This is a genomic window from Cyclobacterium sp. (genome assembly GCF_014762705.1).
GTDB lineage: Bacteria > Bacteroidota > Bacteroidia > Cytophagales > Cyclobacteriaceae > Cyclobacterium.
The window spans coordinates 1-22,689 of record NZ_JABURL010000106.1; the positions used below are offsets into that span (position 1 = coordinate 1).

Below are 22,689 nucleotides of genomic sequence, written 5' to 3' on the forward strand. Positions count from 1 at the left end.
AAAATTAGAAAAATAACGTATTTTGTTTTTCAAAAGAATACAATAAAATTTGATATTGCAGATTAGTTAGACAGCAAGGAAATGATTGTCGAATACCTGAATGCTGTGTTAGGGGAAGGGAATAATGATGATGTGATTGAAGCACTCGGCCACATTGCAAACGCCATTGGAATGACAAAGATAGCAGAAGAAACGGGGATGAGTAGGCCTGGTTTGTAAAAAGCACTGTCAACTGGTGCCAAGCCTCAATTTGAAACAATAATGAAAGTTTTATGAGCCGTGGGTGGGCAAATAAAAATAAATCCAATATCCTCGTAAAAGTAAAAACGATAAACATTCGTAATAGACCTATTTGCAGATTTGAATTTTTAATCAGTTGCCTAATAGCTGTAGGCAATATATGGTTTTTTAGCGTCATTGGCTTTAGCCAAATCAAGATGGCTTAAATCCAAATTTCACATTAAACACTTCCTACTTCCTGGAATTTTTTCCCCAATATGCGCTTCTTGAATTTTGAGGGCTAACCACTAAATAAATGATTTGGAATATATGTGCCACAGATCCTGGATCAGGTGGCTTGCCCTGGGAAATGCTGGACGGCAAACGTGAACTGAAATGAAAAATCCTAGTTGATGGTAATTGGATTTTTCTTATATTTAGGAGGTTTTGCCCCTAAGGCCAAAAGGGAAGTAACCGCAAGGGTTGAGGTTAGCGGGTAGTTGTTCATAATATGGAAAAAACATTTTTGCTTATATTAATCCTTCTCTTTTTTCAGGTATTTTATTCTTGTAAATCGCAGTATTCAATGGTTGAATTGAACGCCAATTTTACCGATAAAGAAATAGAGGATTTAAAATTGATTGTTGAATTCTTTAAAGATGAAATGTGCTTGCATATGGATTCTGATTTCAGAACTTGTTATGAGAGAACACCACACGATTACTTGATGGCTACTGGAAATAGATTCTGGACAAATATTGATTTTGATGAACAAAAAAAATTATATCAAAAAATTTCGGATTCAGCTTTTGAAGCAATTTGGGTGTTTTGTGAATCTACATTCTATCCAAGCAAAGTAAAAGCTGATGAAATTTGTTTCGTTGCAATGGGTAGATACCAACAATATTTGACTGATTTGGGCAAAACGAATCCTAGAATTGCTCAATATGCAGAACGAATCCAAGCATCAGGTGATTTCTTCGGATTAGATATTCAGTATTCGGAAGTGCTAAAAGACAAAAAATCGTTTGATTTAGACGACCCAAACATTCAACTAATTCTTGCTATTCATTATTTGTCTTTAAATGATCAAGCTAAAAGAAACGCTGATTTAATTCAGGATCAAACAATAATGTTCGAATGAATACTACGCACAACACTTAGTATATCCAGTAGCTTCTAAGGTGCTAAGTCCAAAGTTTTTGTAAATTTAGAAACTTAAAAATAAACTGAAAATTGAGCTAGTATTTACACGCTACTGGCCATATTAGAGAACCGTTGATCTGTCTTAAAAAGAACAATGATACAAAAAACAATCGATATTAAACTTTGAATTTCATCAATTGCTCGTATGAAAATGTCTAAAGAAACTGGAATAGATATTGAACTCGATAAATTAACCCGTTCTATTGAAAACAGAATTACGGGAGACAGTTTCCCGACTGACATCACTTTGATTTCCACTAAAGACTTGAAAAATATCACCAAGAAAAACGGCTGGTTATTTGACTGGAAATCGGAATTTGCTCAAAAACATAGGGAAATTTATAAGCTTAGTATTGTCAATAATCAATCTGTAATTCAAGGCTTGGCAAGTGTAGAAATTAAAGATGACCATGTTTTTTTGTACCTTTAAACAGGTATTTCCATGATGAATAAGAGCAAATCCAAAAAAGAACTCGATGTTGACTTAATTGGTGGGGAAGAGCTTACCGAACGTAAAGAGCGTGAATTAAAAGAATACTTTGCCAAACAAAAAGCAGGTAAACAAAGAAAGCCAGTAACCAGAAAGTCAAAAGAGCGAGTGAAGTAAAACACAGGCCATAAGACAGGTTCTGCGACAGGCGGGGTGAACTTGAACTGCTACATTTTAACGGACAAAAAGGTACCTTAGTCCATGCCTGTCCCCAAATATAACCTCCATTTTTCGGCTCCAGGCTCCAACGATGCGTTTCCGAACTTCAATACTACGGTTCCGAACTGAAACGATCTGTTTTTTATCTGCAAACATCCGCCTTTTTACCCGGATCAGCCGCCAAAATGGCATCCTATTCCGCCTTTTAGCTGCATTGACCCACTTCCGAACCGCAAGCTTGCGGTTCAGAACCTGACAGGCCGGGTTCCGAAGTACTACCGCCCAGTTCCGAAGTACCCTCTTCAAGCCGAAAATTCGAAAAGCTTCGGTCAACATGTCAGGGTTTTTCTATTTTAACTAGAAAGTTCCGATTTTTGGATCAAAATAAGAGCTTCCGAACCTTAAGATGGGACTTCCGAACCGCAACGTTCGGGTTCCGAACTTCAAGCTTGTCATTTTGAAGTCCCCCTACCCACTTGAGAAGTAGGTAGGGGTCTTTGGTCCAATTCAAAACAAATTACCTTATATTGAGAAATGATTTCCTATAATGCAGCTCCATTTCCCAATGGGGCCTGATTAAACTCCATAGAACTCAAAACCACATGCCCAAAGATAGTAAGGACAAAAAGATTCAATCCATTTCTGAGATAATATTCTCCGGATGGAAGACCATATTGATAAACGTAAAAGACCAGATTGGTGAAAATAATGTAGTCATTGTTTCGGCCGGGGTGGGATTTTTTGGTTTTCTGGCCATCTTTCCCGCAATTATGGCTTTGATATCCATTTATGGTTTCGTCATGGATCCGCAGCAAATCGAAGAGCAGGTATCCAAAATCAGTTCGATGATGCCAGAGCAGACGCATGAAATCCTCCAATACCGGGTGGATCAGTTTATTCAGTCCAAGGGCGACTCCCTGGGATGGGGAACCTTTTTTGGGATTTTACTGGGTGTCTGGATTGCCAACATTGGGACAAAATCATTGTTTAGGGGGATAAACATCGCCTATGAGACCAAAAGCAATAGGGGGATCATCAAAAACAACGGGCTTACCCTACTATTTACCTTTGGAGCCATCATTCTAATTATTTTAAGTGCTGCCCTGATCGTGGCATTTCCTTCAATCGTGGAACAAATAGGTTTACCGGATAATATTGAAAGCCTTATCAGTTGGCTGCGGTGGTTGATCATGGGGCTTATTCTGGTGGGTAGTATTGGTCTGATTTATAGATTTGGACCGGGAAGAAAGCGGCCTGAGTTCAAGTGGGTCATTCCAGGTGCCGTATTAGCCAGCCTTTTGTGGCTTTTGGCTTCCTGGGGATTTTCATTTTACATCCGCAATTTCTGGAATTTAGGTGAAATTTATGGCTCCATTTCGGCGGTTGTATTTTTGATGCTGTGGCTTTTTATCAGCACATTTATAATTCTCCTGGGTGCAGAATTGAATTCCGAAATTGAGCAACATGCCCTTAAAGATCCGGTTGATCCTAAATAACACCGAAGTTATTAAACAGCATCCATTTTCAACCACTGGAAGTGGGGCCGGGACCTGGGCTAAACCCACAGTAAAAAAAAAAGCTTCTCGTTACGGAGAAGCTCTAACTGACTGTTAATCAATGTACCAGGAGCGGGACTACATCCTTCTAAATAAATCATTGATTATCAGTGTTTAATTTCTCGGGGGTGAAATTTCACCCTTTACTTTGCTCCAATTTTCCCATCAAAAGCTTGTTGTGCTCTTCCAACAATTCGATGTACTTTTTCTGCCAGAGTTCCTTTTCTTTGATGCATTTTGCCAGATCACTGCTGCTGTAAATCTCCTTTTCTTCTGGTGAAAAACCGTACTCTGTAAGCATTTCCGGAAACTCTTTTGAAAAATCATGGCCTATCGCCCGGCCATATTTATGGATAATGTTGAAACTGAGGTCATCCTTTTCAAAATGCCTGTAGGCACTGGATGGGTGATAGGAAGCCTTTTTTGCTATTGCCAATATGCTTACCGCATGCTCTTTGGCATACTCGTCTAGCTTTTTTCTGAGTATTTCTCCCCTGTGAAACTTCATGTATACAAAGTTGGGAATAAGTTTTTTCTCATTTTGAGATGAAAAATATTGCATTACTATACTTTATATCGCATATTTACCGCATAGTTATAGCACTTTAAGAAAACATGCAATACCAAAAATCAAGTATGCTATCCAAAAAGGAGTTGAAAAAATTGAAAAAGAGATTGCCATATGGCTATTTCTCCAAGATAGAAAATCGGGTAAATGTGTCCTCCAGGACGATTTCCTATTTTTTTTCCGAAAAGGAACACCGCTATAACCTGGAAGTACATCAAGCGGCCCTTGATGTGATTGAGGAATACCAACTTTCTATAAATAAGATAAAAACGCGACAAAACACCATCTTAAATGAGAAATAAGGAACTCATATCCAGAATGAAAACCTGTGTATCCGGGAAATTACCAGCAGGAATCGTCGACCAAAACGTCGAATTCTTCGCAAAAAGCGAAAGCGTTTTCGCAATTGTGCAATCCAAGATGCTTCCCCCTGCAGAATGGCCAACCTGGCTGAAAGAGTCGATTCTTGAAGACATGCAGAAGCATCCTTCCGCAGTTCAGGCACTCGTAGACGCTGATTTTGTGACGGAGGAAGAAATGATTGTCCAATACATCAAGTGCCGTTATTCTGCCCTGGACAATCAACCCGATATGATCGAAGGTCAATTGCAGGATACCGAATATGTCGATTGCAGTTTGAGAGGCAATTGCCCATATGAAGGCCGGCTGTGTGAGTTGCTGGCCGCCAGGTACGGAATACTTACCCCCAGGGAAATAGAAGTTTTGAAGCTAATCCCTGAAGGACTACTGGACAAAGAGATAGCAGACAAAATGGGCATATCCGTCCTTACCGTGGGTGTGTACATGAAAAATTTGCGAGAAAAAACAGGCTATAAAAATAAAGCCGAACTGGTTCGCTTCGCTTTCGAAAAGAACCTGATATGACATTACCGGAAAGTTCATTCCACGTTTGAGCGACAACCATTCCGGGACCGTACCGGTAGCGGTTCCGGAATTTAAAAACCAAGCCATGAACCCATTCAAACTGTTACTCGACCACAACATTGCCAGGCAAAAGAAAAAGCACTGGACAGAAAGGGCCAGGGGGCTTAAAGGAATTTTTGAACCCCTTAATAACCTGCATGCCCATAACTGGATCCGGCGGGAAATCGCTATCCGGATGAATCTCTACCAGGTGATGGATCAGCTGATCACCAATGAACAACTCTATAAAGACCTTGACTATGAGCCCAAGAAAAGAACTTAGAGATTATGAGGAATTGCTGGAATTTGCCAGGCAGGAGCTGCGCGCAAGTCAGCAGCAACTCATTCGCATGCGGAACCTGGAAGCAGATCCCGCCCAGCTCGATGAGTTGGAAAAGGAAATAGAACTCCTCAAAAAAGGAGTAGATCGATATCAAATCAAAATCAAAGTACTCAAAAATGCACTACGAGAAAGTGAAAATCAGTCCTAAGCTTCGCCATGAAAATATCCCCTGCACAGCCGACCACTTCGAAAAATACCTTCGGGACAAAGCTCTCCCCATCATCTACCAGGGAAACGATTACATCCGTGTCCGGGATGGCTCCGGCGAAGAATGGGGGCTTTTCCGCAAACAGTTTAACACGTGCCGGTAGAAAGCGGAAAATCCAGCAGCGCAGGTATTACTTTATCCGGAAGCTTCGTGAAATGGGCTACCAGATCGAAACAGAGAGGCGAAGCATTCAGACACCCTACACCACAGTGAACGAAATCCCACTACCGGACAGATACTACGTCCGGCAGCTTCTCAAACTTGGATTTCAGCAAGAACTTACTTTTTTCTGATGTACATAGAACAGCAAAAAATATTGGACGGGACCGACGGAGGTCTCAAAATTATCCTGCATTACTATCCCCAGGCAGAGCGAGCCCTCGAGCGAAAAGGGACCAAGTTCAAACTTCGGGCCAGTGAAAAGACAGCCTCTGCTACGCTGAAGCAGCTTTCTGACGGCAACTGGGTCGTAACAGACTTTGGTGGAGATCAGAAGCCTAAAAACGGTATCCTGGTGGTCATGGAGGAAGAAGGCCTGGAATTTAAAGAAGCCCTGGAGCTGCTGGCCGCCAGGTACGGTTTCGATGGGCAGGAGCCACCGGAGATCCTGAAGCCCGAAATTACCACCAGAGAAGCAAAGGCAGAAGAGAATGAGGGCGAATGGTATTTTGAAGTCCGGGAAGGTTTTACCGAGCTGGAAGTTACCACCGTCCTGGCGGATAAGGCCATCCCTTATCAAAAGGATGATCAGGGGAAGAAAATCATCAATTGGGAAAAAATCGAAAAGGTATTCAAACGGTACCATTTTCATTCCCTGATCAGTTATTCCATTGTCAAAAACCGGAAGGTTATCACTATTTCGGCCACAGATCGATATCCCATTTTTATGTGGGATGAGGGATCTTTCAAAAAAATTTACCAGCCACTCAGTCCGGACAAGGGCCGGCGCTTTATGTACTACGGTAAGCGAGACAAAGATTTTTTACATGGCCTATCTGCCTGCCATATGGCTTATGAGTCGCTGCAGGAAGGAGAGGACATTGACGAAGAGACAGGCGAGGTCCGGTCCAAAAAGAAAAAGAAGCTTCCGGAGATCGTTTACTGCAGTGGTGGATCCGATGGCATGAACGTGGCCATGATCGGTTACCAGGTGGTTTGGCCAAACAGCGAAACGGCCAAACTCTCCGATAAGCAATTCAAGAGCCTGGCCAAGCTGGCAGATAAGGTCATGAATATGCCGGACATCGATCACACCGGACTGAGGGAAGCGCATCGTCTGGCCATGGAGCATCTGGACCTCTACAATGTTATGCTGCCGGCAGAGCTCAGGGAGCGCCCGGACAAGCGGGGCAATCCGTCCAAGGATGTCAGGGATTACCTGAAATACCATACTTATTACGACTTTAAGCAACTGGTCAAAACGGCGCTTCCTTATCGTTTTTGGGATGAAATCTACTACGAAGACAAGGCCGGCAACTGGCGGTCAAAGTTTGAAGTGAAAAATACCAGGCTGTACAATTTTTTGACCAAAAACGGATTCTTCAGACTGCAGAACAAAAACGAAAAGCAGGGCTTCATTTACATTCAGATCAAAGACAACATCGTCCGGGAGATAGAAGTGAATGAGGTGAAGACCCACGTACACCGCTTCCTGGAAGAGCAGTATGTGGACGAAGACCTGCGGGATGTATTCTTTCGCAGTACCCAGCTGAAGGAAGCGTCCATGTCCAATCTACCCATGACTGAGGTGGATTTTTCAGATTTCGACCGGGACCGGCAGTTTTTCTTTTTCGAAAACAAAACCGTAGAAGTCAGCAAGTCCGGTATCCGGGTGCACAAGCTGGGGGAGATCAAGCGATATGTGTGGGAAGATGAGGTGATCAAGCACCGGTACAAGGAGCAGGAACCCCATTTCAAGATCAGCAAAAATGAAGATGGCGACTGGCACATCGATATCCTGAAGAAGGATAATATTTTCCTGAATTTCCTGATCAATACCAGCCGTACCCACTGGCGCACGGAGCTGGAAGATAACCTGGAAGGGCTCAGTCCGGACGCGCAAAAGGCTTATAAGAAAAAGCACCTGTTTGACATAGCAGGGGAAAATCTCTCTCCGGAGGAGAAGCGGGAGCAAATGCACCAGCTCGTCAATAAGATCTACGTCCTGGGCTACCTGCTGCACCGGTATAAGGATCCCTCCAGGCCATGGGCCATCTGGACCATGGACCACCGGATCAGCGATGAGGGAGAAAGCCATGGGGGTTCCGGTAAGTCCATTGCCATGGGGGCGGTCAGTCGATTTATGAAGTCGGTCACCCTGCGGGGCAGGGATCCCAAGATGACCGAAAACCCACACATGTACGACCGGGTGACCATTCACACCGATTATATCCTGGTGGATGATGCCAATCAGTACCTGAAATTCGATGTGTTCTTCAGTGATATCACGGGCAATATGATTGTGAATCCAAAGAACAACAAGTCCTATGAAATCCCTTATGAGGAATCCCCAAAGTTTGCCTTCAGCTCCAATTTCCCCCTTCGCAATATAGACAGCTCCGTACTGCGCCGGGTGCTATACTGCGTGTTTTCCGACTACTACCACGAAAACAAAGACGGCTATTTCCGGGAGAGCAGAAACCCCAGGGAGGAATTCGGTAAGAATATCCTCGGTCCGGACTATACAGACGACGACTGGAACGACTTCTACAATTTTATGATCCAGTGCTGCGAGTTCTACCTGAACCATGGCAAGATAGATCCTCCCATGGAGAATGTCGAGAAACGCAATTTACTGAGCGAAATGGGCACGGCATTCCACGAGTGGGCAGATACCTACTTCAGCGACAGGATGAACGAAGACGTGGTCAAAAAATACGCCATGGAGGACTTTATCCGAAGTACCAATACCAAGTGGACCTCACAGAAATTCACCAAAGCCATGCGGGCCTGGGCCAGGTACTACGGCTATGAGCTGGATCCGGAGGAATTCAAAAACAGCTCCGGCCGGATCATCCGCAAGATCCAGGAGGACGGACATCCCACCTCCGTGGAGATGATCTACATCCGAAATACTGCCGCTTCCTCGCCTGCAGGCGGAGAGCAGATCCCCATCACCCCGGGGAATGACAAGCTGCTACCAGGCAGCCAGACTGATGTATTTGACAAATTTTGATATGGAAATATTACTCAAACTCCGACCTGCCATGTCCCTGGAAGACTTCATGGACAAGGAAAAAAAATCCCGCAAAAAGGGCCTGGTCTATTTCCAGATCCTTGAGGGAAGCTCCGGGCTTATCACCCGGGTGGTATCCGATCAGACAGACAAGGTCTGGCTGCAGCGGATGATTCGAAAAGGAAAAATATTCTTACAGGAAACCCAAACCATTGCTGAAACATCATGAACATTACTGTAGACCTCAGTTTTCTGATCGCTGTCAAAGACATGCGAGAGGAACAAAGACGCTTCTTTCAACTCACTAAAGAAGCCAAAGCCAAAAAGCTGCCCAAGCTATGGGCCCAGCGAAAGAACTGCCTGGACAGCTCCAGACAGCTGGAAGCCCTGGTGGATATCCGCCTGGAACAATACCTGGAAAAAAAGGAGGTGCGCAATGACTGATCATCGAAGATATAATGGCTGCTGGGTAAGCGGATTTTTTTCGTTTTGCTTCTGGCTCCTCCTGCTGGTCACCTGCACCAGCTCCTGCGGTACTGTCCGGATCACTGCCCTGGTGCCTGCCGGGCAGGTGATCAGCCGGGACGGCGACCGGCTGCTGATTCAGTTTGATGATGCGGCCAGTAGGCCCGGCAAAGCTTACGAATGGTTTCATTTTCCCGGCCTGGGACCGGTGGATTACCGCGAGCTCGAGGCCGAGCTGATCATCAGGAAAAGGAGGGAACATGACTGATCAGCTGCTTTATACGCCATCCTTTTACTATCTGTACTTATGCTTTTTTTGCCTGGTGGCATCGCTCTGTCTACTTTCAGCTATTCTGGTCCTTCTTCGGGAGATGGCAAAGGAGGAGCCTCCGGATCAGGCACCGCCAGAGGTGCGCAGGCAGTGGCTCTGGCATCAGATCCGGAATAATTTCAAATGATCATTCACCAAAACCCTCCTATCATGAACTTAGAATTTATCCCCCTAAAACAAACCAAGCGTGGCAAGCCCACTATTTTATTTTCCAAAACCGGGCTTATAAGCCTGTCAAAGACAGCTGCAGAGGAAATCGGTCTGACCAAAGAAACCAGGATAGAGCTTGCCCGTGATGCAGACCGCTCTGAAGACTGGTACCTGGTTAAGTATAGGCCGGGAGTAGATGCCGGGGTTCCATTTCGGCAAAAAGATAATGGCCTCTGCCTGAATGCATCTTCCTGGACACACGCCTTTCTGGATCAGTTTTCAGAAGGAAGGAAATCACTATCCGTCCTGATCGCTACCCAGCCGGAGGATAATTCCCTGGGCGGCAAAGCGGAAATTTTTGCCATTCTAACCAAATCCCTAAGGTAAATGGCTGGGATAGAAAAATTATTTACCCTGGAGGTAGGCGTTGAGCAGTTTCTCAACGCCTACTCTCCCCTTGAGCTTAAGGAAATGGAGATGCCTATCCTGTGTTCCACATTTTAGTATTACTAAAAATTTATCATATCCCTACTAAAATTATAATATCAAATAGTTGCGGAATTTATTAGAAAGGTAAATATTCTCCATTATCATATCCTGCGTAAAACCTTTCGCTGTAAATGCTCATTACACTTTCTCTAACGTAAGTTTCAATTTTGGCTTTTTTTTCGGCTGTTACGGAGTTAACTAATTGGTCATATGCGTCAAAATATACGTAATCCTTTTTGGTGTGGTTTTCAACCAATTTGCATATTAATTTAAAAAACTCCTTTTTAACTGATTCACTATTTAAATATGTACCAAATGACGCAAGAAGATTATCATTTGTATAACTCGAAATCTTGTCAGGATCACTTGCGTTTCCAATAAATGTGTTTAGGATATAAAGAAGGATAAATTCAATTTCATCATATTCTAAGTATTTAATCTCCTCATGTAGTAATCTATAATAGGATAGTACTTCCCAATTTCCACCCGTTTCGATTTTTTTAATCATTTTTCGAAGAAGGTTTTCAATGACTTCTCTGTCAATTTGTGTTTTAAGAATTCTTAGATATTTCTTAGTTCCTTCTATTTCAAATTCAAATTTTTCTAAATTAAACCCATATTCTACTAGAGCCTTATAAAGTTTGTGTTTCTCGCCTTTGTGAACCTTAGTAAGAATTTTTTCAAAAATTGGTTGAGATAATTCATCACTTTCAAGTTTCAAAATTAAGTCATTTGCCGTATAACCAATTTTATTTAGGTAGTTTTCTCTTACTTCTTTTACAATTATATTTAGGACACTTTTAGCTACATCTCCGGTATTTTCATCAAAACTTTCATTCTTTCTAATTTCTCGTCCAGGATGAATAAGATTTCTGTAGTTTTTTATTACTGTTGAAAGTTCCTTTGTAGATTGGGAAATCAATTTGGCTTCATAAGCTTTTTCTATTAGCCCAAATAGATCCATAGAAAGTACTGCTTTTTTCTTCAATCCTTCAATTGAAAAGTTTATGAAGTAATCAGCTAATATGGCTTCGATAATACTGCCTGAAAGTAATAATACGGATTTAGTACAGTTATTAGCAGCGCATTTATTTAACTCTTCAAAATCCCTTTCAAGTATTTCTCTAAAATTTTGGTCAGATATGAAGTCAAATTTCATCAGTCTTTTAATTAAATAGATACTAATACGAAGATTGGTGCTTAATGATCATTGAGGCCTGAGTCAATTGGTCGTTAGAATGAAATTTATTTAGAAGCTGAGTTCAGAGAAATGAAATCTTTTAACCCAATGATCCAGAACCTAAATAAAACCCACCTTATCTACCTCCTTCATGAGCTGGTCCGTTTCTGAAAGTGCCACAATGATTTTTTGGTAGTGGAGAATATCGTCGTATTCCAGGTTGCGCCCCTTTCGATCCTTGAGCCACTTCTGCGCCGGCTGGTAACCGCCGATGTAGAACTCCCAGGCCACTTTCGGAACCCCGTCGAAGTACTGCTCCTCATTGATATACACCTTGCCCGCGCTGCCATCCGTGTCGGGGACATAGCGTGGCTTCACCACCTCATTTGATCCGTGTACCGGATACCGGGTGATGTATTGCTCCACCGTCGGGCTTTCCAGCAGGTGGATTTGGCGCAGCTGTCTACCTAGTTCCACCAGTTTCCAGAAGGTTTTCGGATCTTTTGGATATGGCACCCGGGGAAAGTCTATTTTTAGAAACTCCTTATACCTCTCCCGGTAGCTCGGCGAGTGCAGCACCGCATAGATATAATCCAGGATATCTATCGGCGCAAAGGTATTTTCGGCAGCTTCCTTTTCGTTGGTAAACCTCAACCCCAAGCCCTCAGCAATTTGCTTTACAATCTCAAGGTTTAGATTTGGTTGTCTTTCTGTTGTTTGCTCGATGGTTTGTTGTACTTTGTTTTCAGTATAAAGGTAAAGAGGAAAAATATATCCCGTTTCTTTTGTTTGAGATGAAATATTGCACATATCAGAAACAAGTCTGCTTGTAAAAACGTGTTGAAAATCAAATGTAGATTGTTGACGACAAGTAATCAGACTAACGTTTTCAGAATTATTTAAATGACCAAACATCTCCGCTCTTGGATATGCAACAAAACCTTTTGATTTTCCCGTAAAAAATGTAAATCTATCATCAAAAGGTCTATACATTACTTTTACTTGAGTTGGTTTATTTTGTAATAAATCGACTTTTGCCCATTCAATTTTCCAATCTCGACCATCAGAAGGTAATTTCAAATGGCTTCTTATTTCATCAATTTCATTTTCTTTGAACACGGATTTAACTTTTTGAAGCTCATTTGACTTTATGTTGATAGTTATTTTATCCCTTTTTGTTTGAAATCCAGAAACATAGTTTTTCATCAGACTATCGACTTTAAAACCTGATTTATATTCACTTCCTGATTTAAAATCCTTTGGAACATAAAATAAATAAGGTTCTATATTCTCTAATTTATTCCATTTGATAGATGAAAACGTACTTCCATTAAGTTTTTCATATTTTAGGTTTCTTCTTCCATAGAGTTCAGAATGAAAAATTTCGCCTAATTCTAAGGTTTTCTTTTTACCTGTTTTAACAAATATATTGATTGAAACACCTTGCTGAATGTCAAATACGTTCTCATCTTTGCTTCCATCGATCGCTGTCTCATTTTTTTTAGCACTTCCGTGTAGATCAACTATATAAATCTTGTCAAAAGATTTTAAAATACTTCTCCGCATTTGTCGGTGGGTAATCCCATCTATAAAACTGTTATTAGATATGTAAGCTAAAATACCGCTTCCGTTTTTATCTATATAATATTGTCCATACCGAATAAATTTTATGTAATCGTCATCTAAGTTAATTTTTCGTTCATTTAAACCTATTTTGTAATCCCCAATAAGATTTTGAATCCATTCACTTTTGTTCGAACTACTAACACTGTATGGAGGGTTTCCGATCACACACATCACCGGGGTATCCCGTTTCACATGGTTGGCATCATTTGCTTCCGCACTGAGCCAACTGGCAAAAAGCGTCCCTGTGTCTTGGTGGTATTCTTCCAGACTGTTGGTGAGATACACGCGCAGACGCTGGTTGCTGGTTGGTTTGTATCCGGTTTCGGTTAATAGCAGGTCCAGCTTCAGGTGCGCCATGGCATAGCTGGCCATCAGTAGCTCAAAGCCATTGAGCCGGGGGATCAGGTGCCGTTCTACGTAGTTGCTCCAGATTCCTTCCTGCCCGGTAAATTTCTTATGGATATGCTTGACGACTTCGGCCAGGAAGGTACCTGTACCGGTGGCTGGATCTAAGATCTGTACCCGGTGCACCTCTTGTTCCACTTGCTTGTATCCGGTAGCTGATCGTCGGTCCTCTGTTTGGGTGTTGACTTTGATCGTGGTTTTACTTGTATCGGCCAGGCCCTGGGGTAGGTCAAATTCGGATTTCAATATATCATCCACTGCTCGGACGATAAAATCTACCACCGGTTGAGGAGTATACCATACCCCACGGGATTTACGCAGCTTGGGATCATATTCGGTTAGAAATGTTTCATAAAAATGGATGATTGGATCCTCCATTTTGGTAGATTTCCCGTAGTTTTTCAGAATGTTTTCCACATTGCACGCTAAGAAGATATCTGCCAGGCTATCCACGACCCATTTAATCCGATCGTCAATATCCGGTCCGGCAATGTAGCCAAAAAGCTTACGTAGAAAAGGGTTTGATTTTGGGATCAATTCGGCAGCCTCTTGGCGGGTAAAAGTCCCCAGGGTAGGGTCATGAAGCCTTGCAGCGAACATACCGTAAGCGATGGTTTGTGCATATACATCAGCAAATCCCTGTGGGGTAATGTCGTGGATTAGGATCTGTTTAAAGGCCTTCATTTGGTCTTTTAGCGTGCTATCTTCCTGGTTAGCCTCATCAGAGGTCAGAGCATTGCCGATGATATCGGATAGTAACCGGGCTTTACCGGCCATCATTTCAGCCAGTTTCTTGCTGCTCTTTATCGTTTGTCCAACGTGGCTGCTAAAGTCTTTGATTAGGTTCTCAAAGGCGGCAAAGTTCTCGGGTAGGGGGTTAATGCCCTTTTCGGTAATTTCCCCAATGGCTATTTTTGTGGTAAACTCCCCCTCCCGGTACAGGTGGAAGTTAATGTAATCTGTGAAGATTAGGTTATTTAGTGACGCTTTATACCGGTCAAACTGCTCTTTGTTTCCGGTCTTCTTTGCCCCGTCAAGGTCCTTATCTCCAATATCTTTCGCCTCAATAAAGCCCACCGGTATATCCTTTTTGGTTAGAATATAGTCAGGGGCACCGCATTTTTGCCTTTTGGGTTCATTGGTCGCACTAATGGACGGGGAGAGACTTTCAAGAAGTTGCTGGAGATCTCCGCGAAAAGTATGTTCAGTAGCATTGCCCTGGCGGTATCTTTTGTCGATGTTTCCAAGGTATTCTGATAGGTTCATTTTTTAAACGTGATCGTTGGTGAAAAAATGGTTTGGCTGTATTTATTTTTCGTTATCTCCGTTACTTGCTTTTCCATCTCGTTTTGAAATGGATTCTGTTTGTGAGATTGGTAAAGAATTGTAAAGATTTTGAATTTGTTTAGGCTGGGTAATCATCCTATCTGAGATAATATTGACGAGTTTAAACAGATTGACGGCAATTTCTCTGTTATCCTTAATGTCTAACCTGCCGGGGTGTACAGCGTTGTTTCCTATTACCCTTACATAATCAAGGGACTGTTGGATTTCTTGGGGTAATCCATTTTTGACTAAATTTGAAATATCTGTATTAATGTGCTCTCCTTTTTCGCCGAGAAGTTTACAAATTTTCTGAATAACTAATCTCAACAATGCGGCACTTCCTCTCGGTGATTGATTTAGAATTTCTCTTGCTTCCAGGTAGTCGTTCTTAATTTCTTCTGGAAGATCGTCATTAGGCAGTGGGGCACTGCTATTTTCAGGAAAGACCATTTTTTCCCTATGCCAAATTGAAATATCATGGCAATGCGTACAAAATGCTAAAAAAGTTGTAGATAGGCTTTGGTACCCTTGATGAAAAATAAAAACATTTTCCCATTTCTGTTGCGAAAATGCTCCACAGTTTGGACAGTGGAAAGAACTCTTCTTGAATTCAGGTTGGTAATGTTGACTCATTTTTTTTGATTAATTAAGCGACAAAATCATAACAAATGATCTTTTAAAAAAACTACAATTAATATTCCGACCCATGGTACTCATAAACCCCGTCTCTCCCGGCCACAGCCCCTCTGGAGCCTAAAGACATGCTGCCATATTTCAGTAGCCACACTGCCACAATACTGCGGCTGATCCGGGCCGGGAGAGACACCGCTTTCCCTTCTTCCCGCCCTGGCCATCCCAGGCCGGGTCTTTCTGCGTTCATTCCTGCACCTTTTAAATCATAATCTACCCAAAATTTTTGTAACTCTGTAACTAATAAAGGAATTCTACTTGAATACCCCTCAAAATCAGCCCATTAAATTGGTTACGAATCACTATTTTTTTTCGTAGCCAACTCTGCCCGGTTACAAAAAACTTTGTAACCAGTCCCCTCCCCTTTTAGGGTTACAAAATTCTGTAACCTGAGGTACAGTTTCATCTTCCGGGAACGCAACTTATCAATACACTGAAAACCAATTGATTAATAATCAAAAAATACAAAGTTACAGAGTTACACTATCCTTGGGTATTAGGAGAATTGAGTTACATAATTTTTTTTAAAAGAAAGTAGAAAAATGAATTATCTCATTATGAGATATATTTGCGATGAATATGCGAATTGATTAAATTGAAGAAAAAAACAGCATGGATATTCAGCTTACCATCACCAAAGACCTGCTCCGGGAATACTTCCGGCACCTCTTTCCTTTGGATGCAAAAGGCCGCTACCTGATCGACCGCAGCTCTGACCTGGGCAAAGCCATCTGCAGCTTTGTCCGCTATACCGAAGTCAAGCCAGAGCGGGATCCCCAGGCCCTGCAGCTGCTACTGCCAAAAACAGACAGCCTTAAAAATGCGCCCAACTACCACCTCTATTTTTCCCGTGAAGACCTGCTCCGGATCAATGACCTGGTGGAAGTTTTCTTCCATATCGACTTTGACCGCTTCTACCTGAAGGGCCGCAAGCTGGGCATGATGCAGAAGGATATCATTGAGTCCTTCATAGTGAGCCGAAAGCTGACCAACTTACTTCAAGACAATGAGACGCTTAAGAAACGGGAGTACCGGGAAGGGCTCCGGCTCCTGCAGCTGCGCTGTAAGACCCTGATCAATAAAGCCTATTACAGGCATGAAAAAATCGAATTGGGCATGCAAAATATCTTAGTGAATTAGCTAAAAAACATTTCGTGAAATTAAGGAATTCAGGTAAAAATTTACGAACTGCCAATGATCCGCTCCATTAATCATATCTGCCGTGTGCGCTATGCTTTCATTTCGGAAGTCACCCGGCTGATCTACAGTCCGAGTGGGGGAGTGGCGGTGACGGCAGCCTGGCAGGAGCTGCCGATCAGCAAACCACCCACGCTTACCATATCGGAAGATTACAGCAAAGCAGGTAGGAGCTACACTTCCTCCTTTCGCTCCTGGATCATGGAGCGCCGCCTGGTCAGGGATCCGGTTATCGTTCGCCTGGATTTTAATGATGGGCAGCCGCCATTGCTGATCGGTTCGGTGGATCATCCCGTGCGCTTCACCGAAGACCACAGCCTCACGCAAAAGAACATTCAGTTTACCCACCGCTTCTGGGCCTATCCCTTCCGGATAGTAGACCTGGCAGGTAAGGGTATCTTTTCACCACCGTTTACACCTCAATACACATAGCCATGTCAGCCTTCAGTGACAGCCAGTTAGTAGCCAAAGCCAATGTTATTGGCAGCCAGACCGATGAAAACACCATCGATCCCCAGATGGTGGCCAACATGTTCAATGACATCATCATGAACAAATGGAACAAGGATTCCCCTCTTCCCAAAGGCGATAAAGGGGATCAGGGAGATCCGGGGCCATCTGCCTACCAGGAATGGCTGGACCTGGGCAACAGCGGTACCGAACAGGATTTTATCAATAGTCTGAAAGGTGAAAAGGGCGACACCGGCGATCCTGGACCGCAGGGCATCCAGGGAGAGGCAGGCCCCGTTGGCCCGGACGGGCCTCAAGGCCCACAAGGAATCCAGGGAATCCAAGGTGAAACGGGTCCGGAAGGTCCACAGGGTCCACTCGGCCCACAAGGAAATGACGGGCTTTCCGCCTATGAAGTATGGCTGGATCAGGGGAATACAGGCACAGAAGCAGATTACCTGCTGGCCATCAAAGGAGATACCGGGGATACCGGCCCTCAGGGTCCGCAAGGGATTCAGGGAGAAACAGGACCGGAAGGGCCACAAGGAATCCAGGGGGTCCAAGGCGAAACGGGACCTGCCGGGCCAGAAGGTCCACAGGGACCCCAGGGGATCCAGGGAGAAACCGGACCGGAAGGTCCGCAAGGTCCGGCCGGTGCAGATGGCTCTCCCGATACACCTGCAGATATTGTTACCAAGCTTAGCTCAATTACCGAGGAACCAGAAAAGCTTCCTGCCTCTGCTGTCCAGTCTTCACCCTATAATCCGGACCATTTTGAATATGATGCTGAGACAGGGGCTTTTCAGGTAAGAACAGTAAGCACACCTGCGGAAGGGGTAAAGGGATTTATGACCGCAGAGGACTTTTATAACTATGAACAGGCCAATCCCCGGGGAAGTGGCACTGCTTTGTGGGATATGAGTTCATTTAGAGAGGCCAGGTATAACAATGACTTTACACCTCGAAAAGGAACTGCTACGCAGGATGCTGTCATTATCATCGGCTCGGGGGGTAGTTCCGGAGACAAGGGATTTATATCCCGTGATTTGATCCATTACTTTGATTTTACCACCGGTTGGTTTGACAATTATGCCATTGCCCAGGCGAATGGTACCATTATCACCGCCGGAAGGAATACCAGCTCCGGTACATATATGTGCAAGAGAAGTACAGATCATGGGAAGAGCTGGACCAATATTACCCTTCCTGCCGATTCCCTGCCTTACGATATTGCCACAGACAAAAAGGGCAATTGGGTCATCTGCTGCAGAACGACGACTACCGGCCATCCTCAGGCTGTGTACAGCGATGATGACGGCCTTACTTTTTTGGCGAGCACTGTCCCGGACGAAAACGAATATATGGTGGTGGTCTGTGCAGGTGAGGGCTTTGCCCTGTTGGCTCCCCTGGGTACTAATAAAGTGCAATACAGTACAGATGGCGGTGCTACATTCCAGCCATCCACCCTCACCAACGAAACCGGGCATTTCACTGCCTTTGGCTGTGCGCACAAGGGAGACATGTTTGTCACCTCAAATGCTTCCGGGTCACATAACCGCTTGCTGCGCAGCCAGGACCAGGGAGCCAATTTTGATGGCATTTCGAATGGTTTTGATGACGTTCCGGTCAAGGCCATTGCTTCGGTGGGGGATTACCTGTATGTCGGTGCCACTGATGGCCGGCTCTTCCGGTCCAGAACCGGAGCACCTGGCGACTGGCAGGAAGTCGATTCGCCAGTGACCAATGAGATCACCCTGATCACCGGGGGCATTATCAACAACATTCCTTTCGTCATCATCGGTACCGGTCAAAGTGGAGAGAGGGTATTAATCAATATCTAAAATGGCTGAATACTACCTATCCAAAAACGGAGGCAATGACTCGCTCACAGGTTTAGACATCGCCAATGCCTGGGAGACTGTAGGCAAGCTGAATAGTGATGTGACAGAACCTGCACAGGGACTGGAGCCTGCTGATGCAGTCCGCCTGGACAGGGGATCTGAATGGGAAGAAACCCTAAACCTGCCTACTCAGAATGACGGAACCCAGACCGACCCCATACAGCTGCAGCCCTACGGATCAGGGGACCGCCCGGTGATCAGCGGCATGAAGAAGCTGACCGGGTGGACACTGGTATCGGGAAATATTTACGAGCTTCAGGATAATGGTTTTGTAGACTCCCTCTTTTTATTGTACAACGGAGTACCCAAAATGAAAGGAAGACTCCCTGCTATAGGGAGTGCACCTCCCAACGATACTTTGCAGTACATCAGTGCCGGAACAACCACTTTAGAGGCTTCCAATTTACCCAATATCGACTACAGCGGTGGTGAGGTAGTGGCCTTTGTGGAGAAGAACGACTGGATCCACGACAAGAGCTACATTTCCGGCAGAAGCGGCAATGTGCTGACCGTTGCCCAGGCATCGGGATATACCGGCACCAGGGGGCAGTATTACATTGAGAATGCCATCGAGGCACTTCAGGCCGATGGTGACTGGATGTATAGCCCTTCTGCCAAGAAATACATCATTTACTCCACTGTTCATCCAGATACGCTGGACATCTATGTGCCTGTCAGGGCAAATAATGTTAATGCGGTTGGAAACTACTACAATACCTTTGACAATATTGTGTTCCAGGGCAGTCACGATATCGGTTTTCTGGCCGGATCCTCCTTTTATAATGTTTTTCAGAACCTGCTGATCCGCTACCAGGCGAATATTGGCATGCAGCTTTCTACTGCTAAAAACTCGGAGGTAAGGAACGTCACCTTTGAAAACATTTTGAATCAGGGTGCCGAAATCATCAATGATTCGGATTTTACGGTAGTCGAAGAGAACATCTTCCGAAACATCGGCATGTGGCTGGGCTATTCCGGAAGCGGTGATGGAAAAGGATCTGCCTTGTTTTTCCGGAGCCAGCTTGACGGTGGGTATGTCTGTAGGCTAAACCTTTTTGAGGATATAGGCTACCTGGGCATCAGATTTCACGGAGACGATGCGCTGGTAGAAAAGAACATTTTCCGGCGCTATTGCATGGTCAAGCATGATGGGGCCGGCATATACACCTATGGAGGTGCTCCAGGAGCTTCGTTTTACTCCAACAGGATTGTCAGACGAAATCTGCTTTTTGATGGTGGCAGCCGGGCCAGGGATGCGGTATATTCGATCTATATTGACGACAATTCCGAGAATGTTCTCATAGAAGAAAACGGAATAGTGCGCACGCGGTGCGCAGGGTATTACAATCACAATTCGAACAATATCCAGTTCCGGAACAATATTGTCTATGCAGCCGATATGGGATATTTCTTTGCACAAGACAACCTGGGCGGTGTCATCTCAGACAATGAAGTAACAGGAAATGTGTTTGTGATCACATCCAAAAACCACCAGGCCGCCCGGCTGATCAGCGATGAGAACAATATCAGTACCTTTTTGAGCCTGGTAGACAATAACCATTATATCGTCTGCTGTGGCCAGCAGATTGTATTCGCCACCCGGTATGTATCCGGTGGGAAAACCATTTACGATAACCTTACTTTTGCCCAATGGCAGGCCCTCGGGCACGATGTAAATTCCACAGTGAAGTACCTCAACCTTCCTGAGTACACCATCGCAGCAGAAGGAGCCAATAAATTTCCGGGCAATAGTGATTTCGAAAGCGGAGTGACTAGCGTTTCCATTTACCATGCCAACGGTACCGCCTCGGCCACCCATGATTCCACCTCCAAAATCAACGGGACAGGATCATTAAAATGTAGCATCGTATCAGCCAGTGCCAATACGACCAGGGTAGAGCTATCCTTCAGGAACCTAGGAACTATAGAGTTCGCCAAAAAATATGTGCTCAGGTTTAAGGCCCTGGCTCCGGGAGGTCACCAATCCCTTGTCATTTATCCCAGGCAGACAGGATCTCCCTATCACAGATTGGGAAGTGAAATATACGCCATTGCTGATGATACCGTCCGGGAGTTTGAATTCCTGCTTAGCGGCCTGTCGGATGATGACAATGGAGCCATTTTGATAGAAATGCAGGCCCACCAGGGCGACCTGTTTATCGATGATTTTGAATTCAGGGAAGTCGCTGCAGACTATACCGATCTGGAGAGCCATGTGAAAGTATTTTATAATGACCAGGACAGTACGGAGGATATTGCGATTCCTGGCAAGTGGAAAGATGTGAACGGGACGGAGTACACAAATACCATATCGCTTACCGGCTTTGAATCGATTGTCCTGGAGTATGTTTCAGAAGCTGATCCTGAGCCTGTTCCCACTACGCCTGGCGGATTGATCGTCGGGATGAGGCTGGTAAGTACTGGTGATCACTACGGGCAGTCCGTATATGACAGCTACCTCAGAGCAAAGGCAAATAATGGGATACTGGGTGCCTCCCTGATGGACATCAAGCCAGTAACCGACAGGATTCTTGCCTTTGCCTGGGACATGGTAAATGTGCCAATGGCGTATAAAGATAACGTTTTGTATAGCTTGATTGGCCCGGATCTGGTTGTTTCCGGTGGGGGGAATGGTAGCCGGTTTGATAAGGATGGGCTGCTGGAGACGGAGATGCCAAATGATCGGCCCAGGTTTACGTATGCTTCAGATCCAGCATTAATCGGGAAATTTGAAGGTGTATTGATTGAAGCCGAAGACACCGCTTTAAAAGCTAATAGCGAAAACTTTACCAGTTCTCCTTGGACTATACATCCTAGAGTACAAGTGTTAGAGAATCAAGGTGTTTCACCAGACGGGCTTAATAATGCTTCTCTTCAAGAGTATGTGCTTTCAGAGTCAGGTGGATATGTTTTCACTAGTTTACAATCAGAAATACGGAAATATAACCTTTCCGTATTTGTAAAAATAGGAAACATGCCAGAAAGCAAGCAGTATGTGATAATTAATGATTTCACTGCTCCGGGAGGAGGAGGTACTTTTAATTTAGGTACTGGAAATTTCTCAACTTCAAATCCAGCTTTTGAAAATTTAAGAATTGATAACCTTATAAATAACTGGTTTAGAATAAGCTTGGACTATAACAGTCCTTCTGAAATGAGTGAAAATTTCTCTGTTATGTACTTAGCGCCTCCAACCAGTGGGGTAATCGGCGAGGGGATGTATTTCTGGGGTGCTAAATTTTCACATAACTATTCTACATACATCAAGACCACATCTGGTCCCGTCACCCGCCCAGCCGACACTCTCCAGGCCACTGGCCTGATCAATACCGCCGCTCCCTATTCCCTATTCGAAATCCGAAACGGCCAGGGCATCCTTCGCTATGTGGATCCGGGAGCCGGGACCGTGCGGACGTATATCGATGGGCTGTATATCGGGGAGGAAGCAGTGACCCCATCGGCTGACTTAATCCTGAGCAGCCAGAGTTCAGATAAGCTCCTTGCTGCAGCATACCATTCCGGAACCCTTACCGAACAGGAGCGGATTGCCAGATCCTCTCTATTTCTCTGATTTCCGCTGTCCTTTTCCCCTTGCGGGGCTCATGGTAAACTTGTATCAAAGTAAAACTAC

General features: G+C 44.3%; 25 protein-coding genes and 1 pseudogene. 20 read left to right on the forward strand and 6 right to left on the reverse strand.

The genetic code is table 11. The features are described 5' to 3' along the window. Positions 1-78 precede the first annotated feature (78 nt). The 4 genes and pseudogenes from HUJ21_RS20525 to HUJ21_RS20540 form a co-directional block, all read left to right on the forward strand. A pseudogene (locus tag HUJ21_RS20525) lies at positions 79-219 on the forward strand (putative addiction module antidote protein); the annotation flags it as partial. A 586-nt stretch (positions 220-805) separates the two neighbouring features. Continuing rightward, a complete protein-coding gene (locus HUJ21_RS20530) occupies positions 806-1,363 on the forward strand; it encodes a hypothetical protein (RefSeq protein ID WP_291372457.1) in 558 nt (185 codons plus the stop codon). 213 nt (positions 1,364-1,576) lie between these two features. Continuing rightward, the gene (locus HUJ21_RS20535; RefSeq protein ID WP_291372459.1) at positions 1,577-1,855 is read left to right on the forward strand and encodes a hypothetical protein; all 279 of its coding nucleotides are present in this window, start codon (positions 1,577-1,579) and stop codon (positions 1,853-1,855) included. A gap of 12 nt (positions 1,856-1,867) precedes the next feature. Continuing rightward, on the forward strand, positions 1,868-2,032 hold the full coding sequence (locus HUJ21_RS20540; RefSeq protein ID WP_291372460.1) for a hypothetical protein: 165 nt from the start codon (positions 1,868-1,870) through the stop codon (positions 2,030-2,032). Positions 2,033-2,089: 57 nt separating this feature from the next. Here HUJ21_RS20540 and HUJ21_RS20545 read toward each other — a convergent pair whose 3' ends face one another. Further along, a complete protein-coding gene (locus tag HUJ21_RS20545) occupies positions 2,090-2,410 on the reverse strand; it encodes a hypothetical protein (RefSeq protein ID WP_291372461.1) in 321 nt (106 codons plus the stop codon). Positions 2,411-2,676: 266 nt separating this feature from the next. Between HUJ21_RS20545 and HUJ21_RS20550 the strand changes: the two genes are divergently transcribed. Then, positions 2,677-3,570, forward strand: coding sequence for a YihY/virulence factor BrkB family protein (locus HUJ21_RS20550; RefSeq protein WP_291372462.1), 894 nt, complete (start codon positions 2,677-2,679; stop codon positions 3,568-3,570). 196 nt (positions 3,571-3,766) lie between these two features. Here the strand turns inward: HUJ21_RS20550 and HUJ21_RS20555 are convergent, their stop codons facing one another. After that, on the reverse strand, positions 3,767-4,192 hold the full coding sequence (locus HUJ21_RS20555) for a hypothetical protein (protein ID WP_291372464.1): 426 nt from the start codon (positions 4,190-4,192) through the stop codon (positions 3,767-3,769). Positions 4,193-4,245: 53 nt separating this feature from the next. Here HUJ21_RS20555 and HUJ21_RS20560 point away from each other — a divergent pair, with 53 nt between their 5' ends. The 11 genes from HUJ21_RS20560 to HUJ21_RS20610 all read left to right on the forward strand — a co-directional run bounded on the left by HUJ21_RS20560 (position 4,246) and on the right by HUJ21_RS20610 (position 10,181). Further along, positions 4,246-4,500 (forward strand): hypothetical protein, encoded by a 255-nt coding sequence (locus HUJ21_RS20560; protein WP_291372466.1) that lies wholly within the window; start codon positions 4,246-4,248, stop codon positions 4,498-4,500. Then, positions 4,490-5,083: a helix-turn-helix transcriptional regulator gene (locus HUJ21_RS20565; RefSeq protein ID WP_291372467.1), complete on the forward strand. Its 594-nt coding sequence runs from the start codon at positions 4,490-4,492 to the stop codon at positions 5,081-5,083. Before HUJ21_RS20560 ends, HUJ21_RS20565 begins: the two co-directional genes overlap by 11 nt. An 85-nt stretch (positions 5,084-5,168) precedes the next feature. Beyond that, a complete protein-coding gene (locus HUJ21_RS20570) occupies positions 5,169-5,405 on the forward strand; it encodes a hypothetical protein (protein ID WP_291372468.1) in 237 nt (78 codons plus the stop codon). Then, positions 5,383-5,613: a hypothetical protein gene (locus HUJ21_RS20575; RefSeq protein WP_291372470.1), complete on the forward strand. Its 231-nt coding sequence runs from the start codon at positions 5,383-5,385 to the stop codon at positions 5,611-5,613. Before HUJ21_RS20570 ends, HUJ21_RS20575 begins: the two co-directional genes overlap by 23 nt. Positions 5,614-5,621: 8 nt before the next feature. Beyond that, a complete protein-coding gene (locus HUJ21_RS20580) occupies positions 5,622-5,966 on the forward strand; it encodes a hypothetical protein (RefSeq protein WP_291372471.1) in 345 nt (114 codons plus the stop codon). Beyond that, positions 5,966-8,848, forward strand: coding sequence for a hypothetical protein (locus HUJ21_RS20585; protein ID WP_291372472.1), 2,883 nt, complete (start codon positions 5,966-5,968; stop codon positions 8,846-8,848). The genes HUJ21_RS20580 and HUJ21_RS20585 overlap by 1 nt, the downstream gene beginning before the upstream one ends. Before the next feature lies 1 nt (position 8,849). Then, a complete protein-coding gene (locus HUJ21_RS20590) occupies positions 8,850-9,077 on the forward strand; it encodes a hypothetical protein (RefSeq protein WP_291372473.1) in 228 nt (75 codons plus the stop codon). Beyond that, positions 9,074-9,292, forward strand: coding sequence for a hypothetical protein (locus tag HUJ21_RS20595; RefSeq protein ID WP_291372476.1), 219 nt, complete (start codon positions 9,074-9,076; stop codon positions 9,290-9,292). The genes HUJ21_RS20590 and HUJ21_RS20595 overlap by 4 nt, the downstream gene beginning before the upstream one ends. Further along, a complete protein-coding gene (locus HUJ21_RS20600) occupies positions 9,285-9,581 on the forward strand; it encodes a hypothetical protein (RefSeq protein WP_291372477.1) in 297 nt (98 codons plus the stop codon). The genes HUJ21_RS20595 and HUJ21_RS20600 overlap by 8 nt, the downstream gene beginning before the upstream one ends. 39 nt (positions 9,582-9,620) lie before the next feature. Continuing rightward, a complete protein-coding gene (locus tag HUJ21_RS20605) occupies positions 9,621-9,761 on the forward strand; it encodes a hypothetical protein (protein WP_291372478.1) in 141 nt (46 codons plus the stop codon). Positions 9,762-9,794: 33 nt separating this feature from the next. Beyond that, the gene (locus HUJ21_RS20610) at positions 9,795-10,181 is read left to right on the forward strand and encodes a hypothetical protein (protein WP_291372480.1); all 387 of its coding nucleotides are present in this window, start codon (positions 9,795-9,797) and stop codon (positions 10,179-10,181) included. A 178-nt stretch (positions 10,182-10,359) separates the two neighbouring features. Here the strand turns inward: HUJ21_RS20610 and HUJ21_RS20615 are convergent, their stop codons facing one another. The 4 genes from HUJ21_RS20615 to HUJ21_RS20630 form a co-directional block, all read right to left on the reverse strand. Beyond that, positions 10,360-11,442, reverse strand: coding sequence for a hypothetical protein (locus tag HUJ21_RS20615; protein WP_291372482.1), 1,083 nt, complete (start codon positions 11,440-11,442; stop codon positions 10,360-10,362). Positions 11,443-11,583: 141 nt separating this feature from the next. Next, positions 11,584-14,760, reverse strand: a complete 3,177-nt coding sequence (locus HUJ21_RS20620) for a type ISP restriction/modification enzyme (protein ID WP_291372484.1) — start codon at positions 14,758-14,760, stop codon at positions 11,584-11,586. A 42-nt stretch (positions 14,761-14,802) separates the two neighbouring features. Continuing rightward, the gene (locus tag HUJ21_RS20625; protein ID WP_291372486.1) at positions 14,803-15,453 is read right to left on the reverse strand and encodes a DUF4145 domain-containing protein; all 651 of its coding nucleotides are present in this window, start codon (positions 15,451-15,453) and stop codon (positions 14,803-14,805) included. A 58-nt stretch (positions 15,454-15,511) separates the two neighbouring features. Beyond that, positions 15,512-15,700, reverse strand: coding sequence for a hypothetical protein (locus HUJ21_RS20630; RefSeq protein WP_291372487.1), 189 nt, complete (start codon positions 15,698-15,700; stop codon positions 15,512-15,514). A 422-nt stretch (positions 15,701-16,122) separates the two neighbouring features. Here HUJ21_RS20630 and HUJ21_RS20635 point away from each other — a divergent pair, with 422 nt between their 5' ends. From HUJ21_RS20635 to HUJ21_RS20650, 4 genes are read left to right on the forward strand one after another with little or no spacing between them, the layout of a single operon-like run. Continuing rightward, positions 16,123-16,650, forward strand: a complete 528-nt coding sequence (locus tag HUJ21_RS20635; protein WP_291372488.1) for a hypothetical protein — start codon at positions 16,123-16,125, stop codon at positions 16,648-16,650. Positions 16,651-16,704: 54 nt separating this feature from the next. Continuing rightward, positions 16,705-17,139: a hypothetical protein gene (locus tag HUJ21_RS20640; protein WP_291372489.1), complete on the forward strand. Its 435-nt coding sequence runs from the start codon at positions 16,705-16,707 to the stop codon at positions 17,137-17,139. Between the two features lie 2 nt (positions 17,140-17,141). Then, on the forward strand, positions 17,142-18,998 hold the full coding sequence (locus tag HUJ21_RS20645) for a hypothetical protein (RefSeq protein WP_291372491.1): 1,857 nt from the start codon (positions 17,142-17,144) through the stop codon (positions 18,996-18,998). A gap of 1 nt (position 18,999) precedes the next feature. Further along, positions 19,000-22,629 (forward strand): right-handed parallel beta-helix repeat-containing protein, encoded by a 3,630-nt coding sequence (locus HUJ21_RS20650; RefSeq protein WP_291372493.1) that lies wholly within the window; start codon positions 19,000-19,002, stop codon positions 22,627-22,629. The last annotated feature ends 60 nt before the right edge of the window (positions 22,630-22,689 follow it).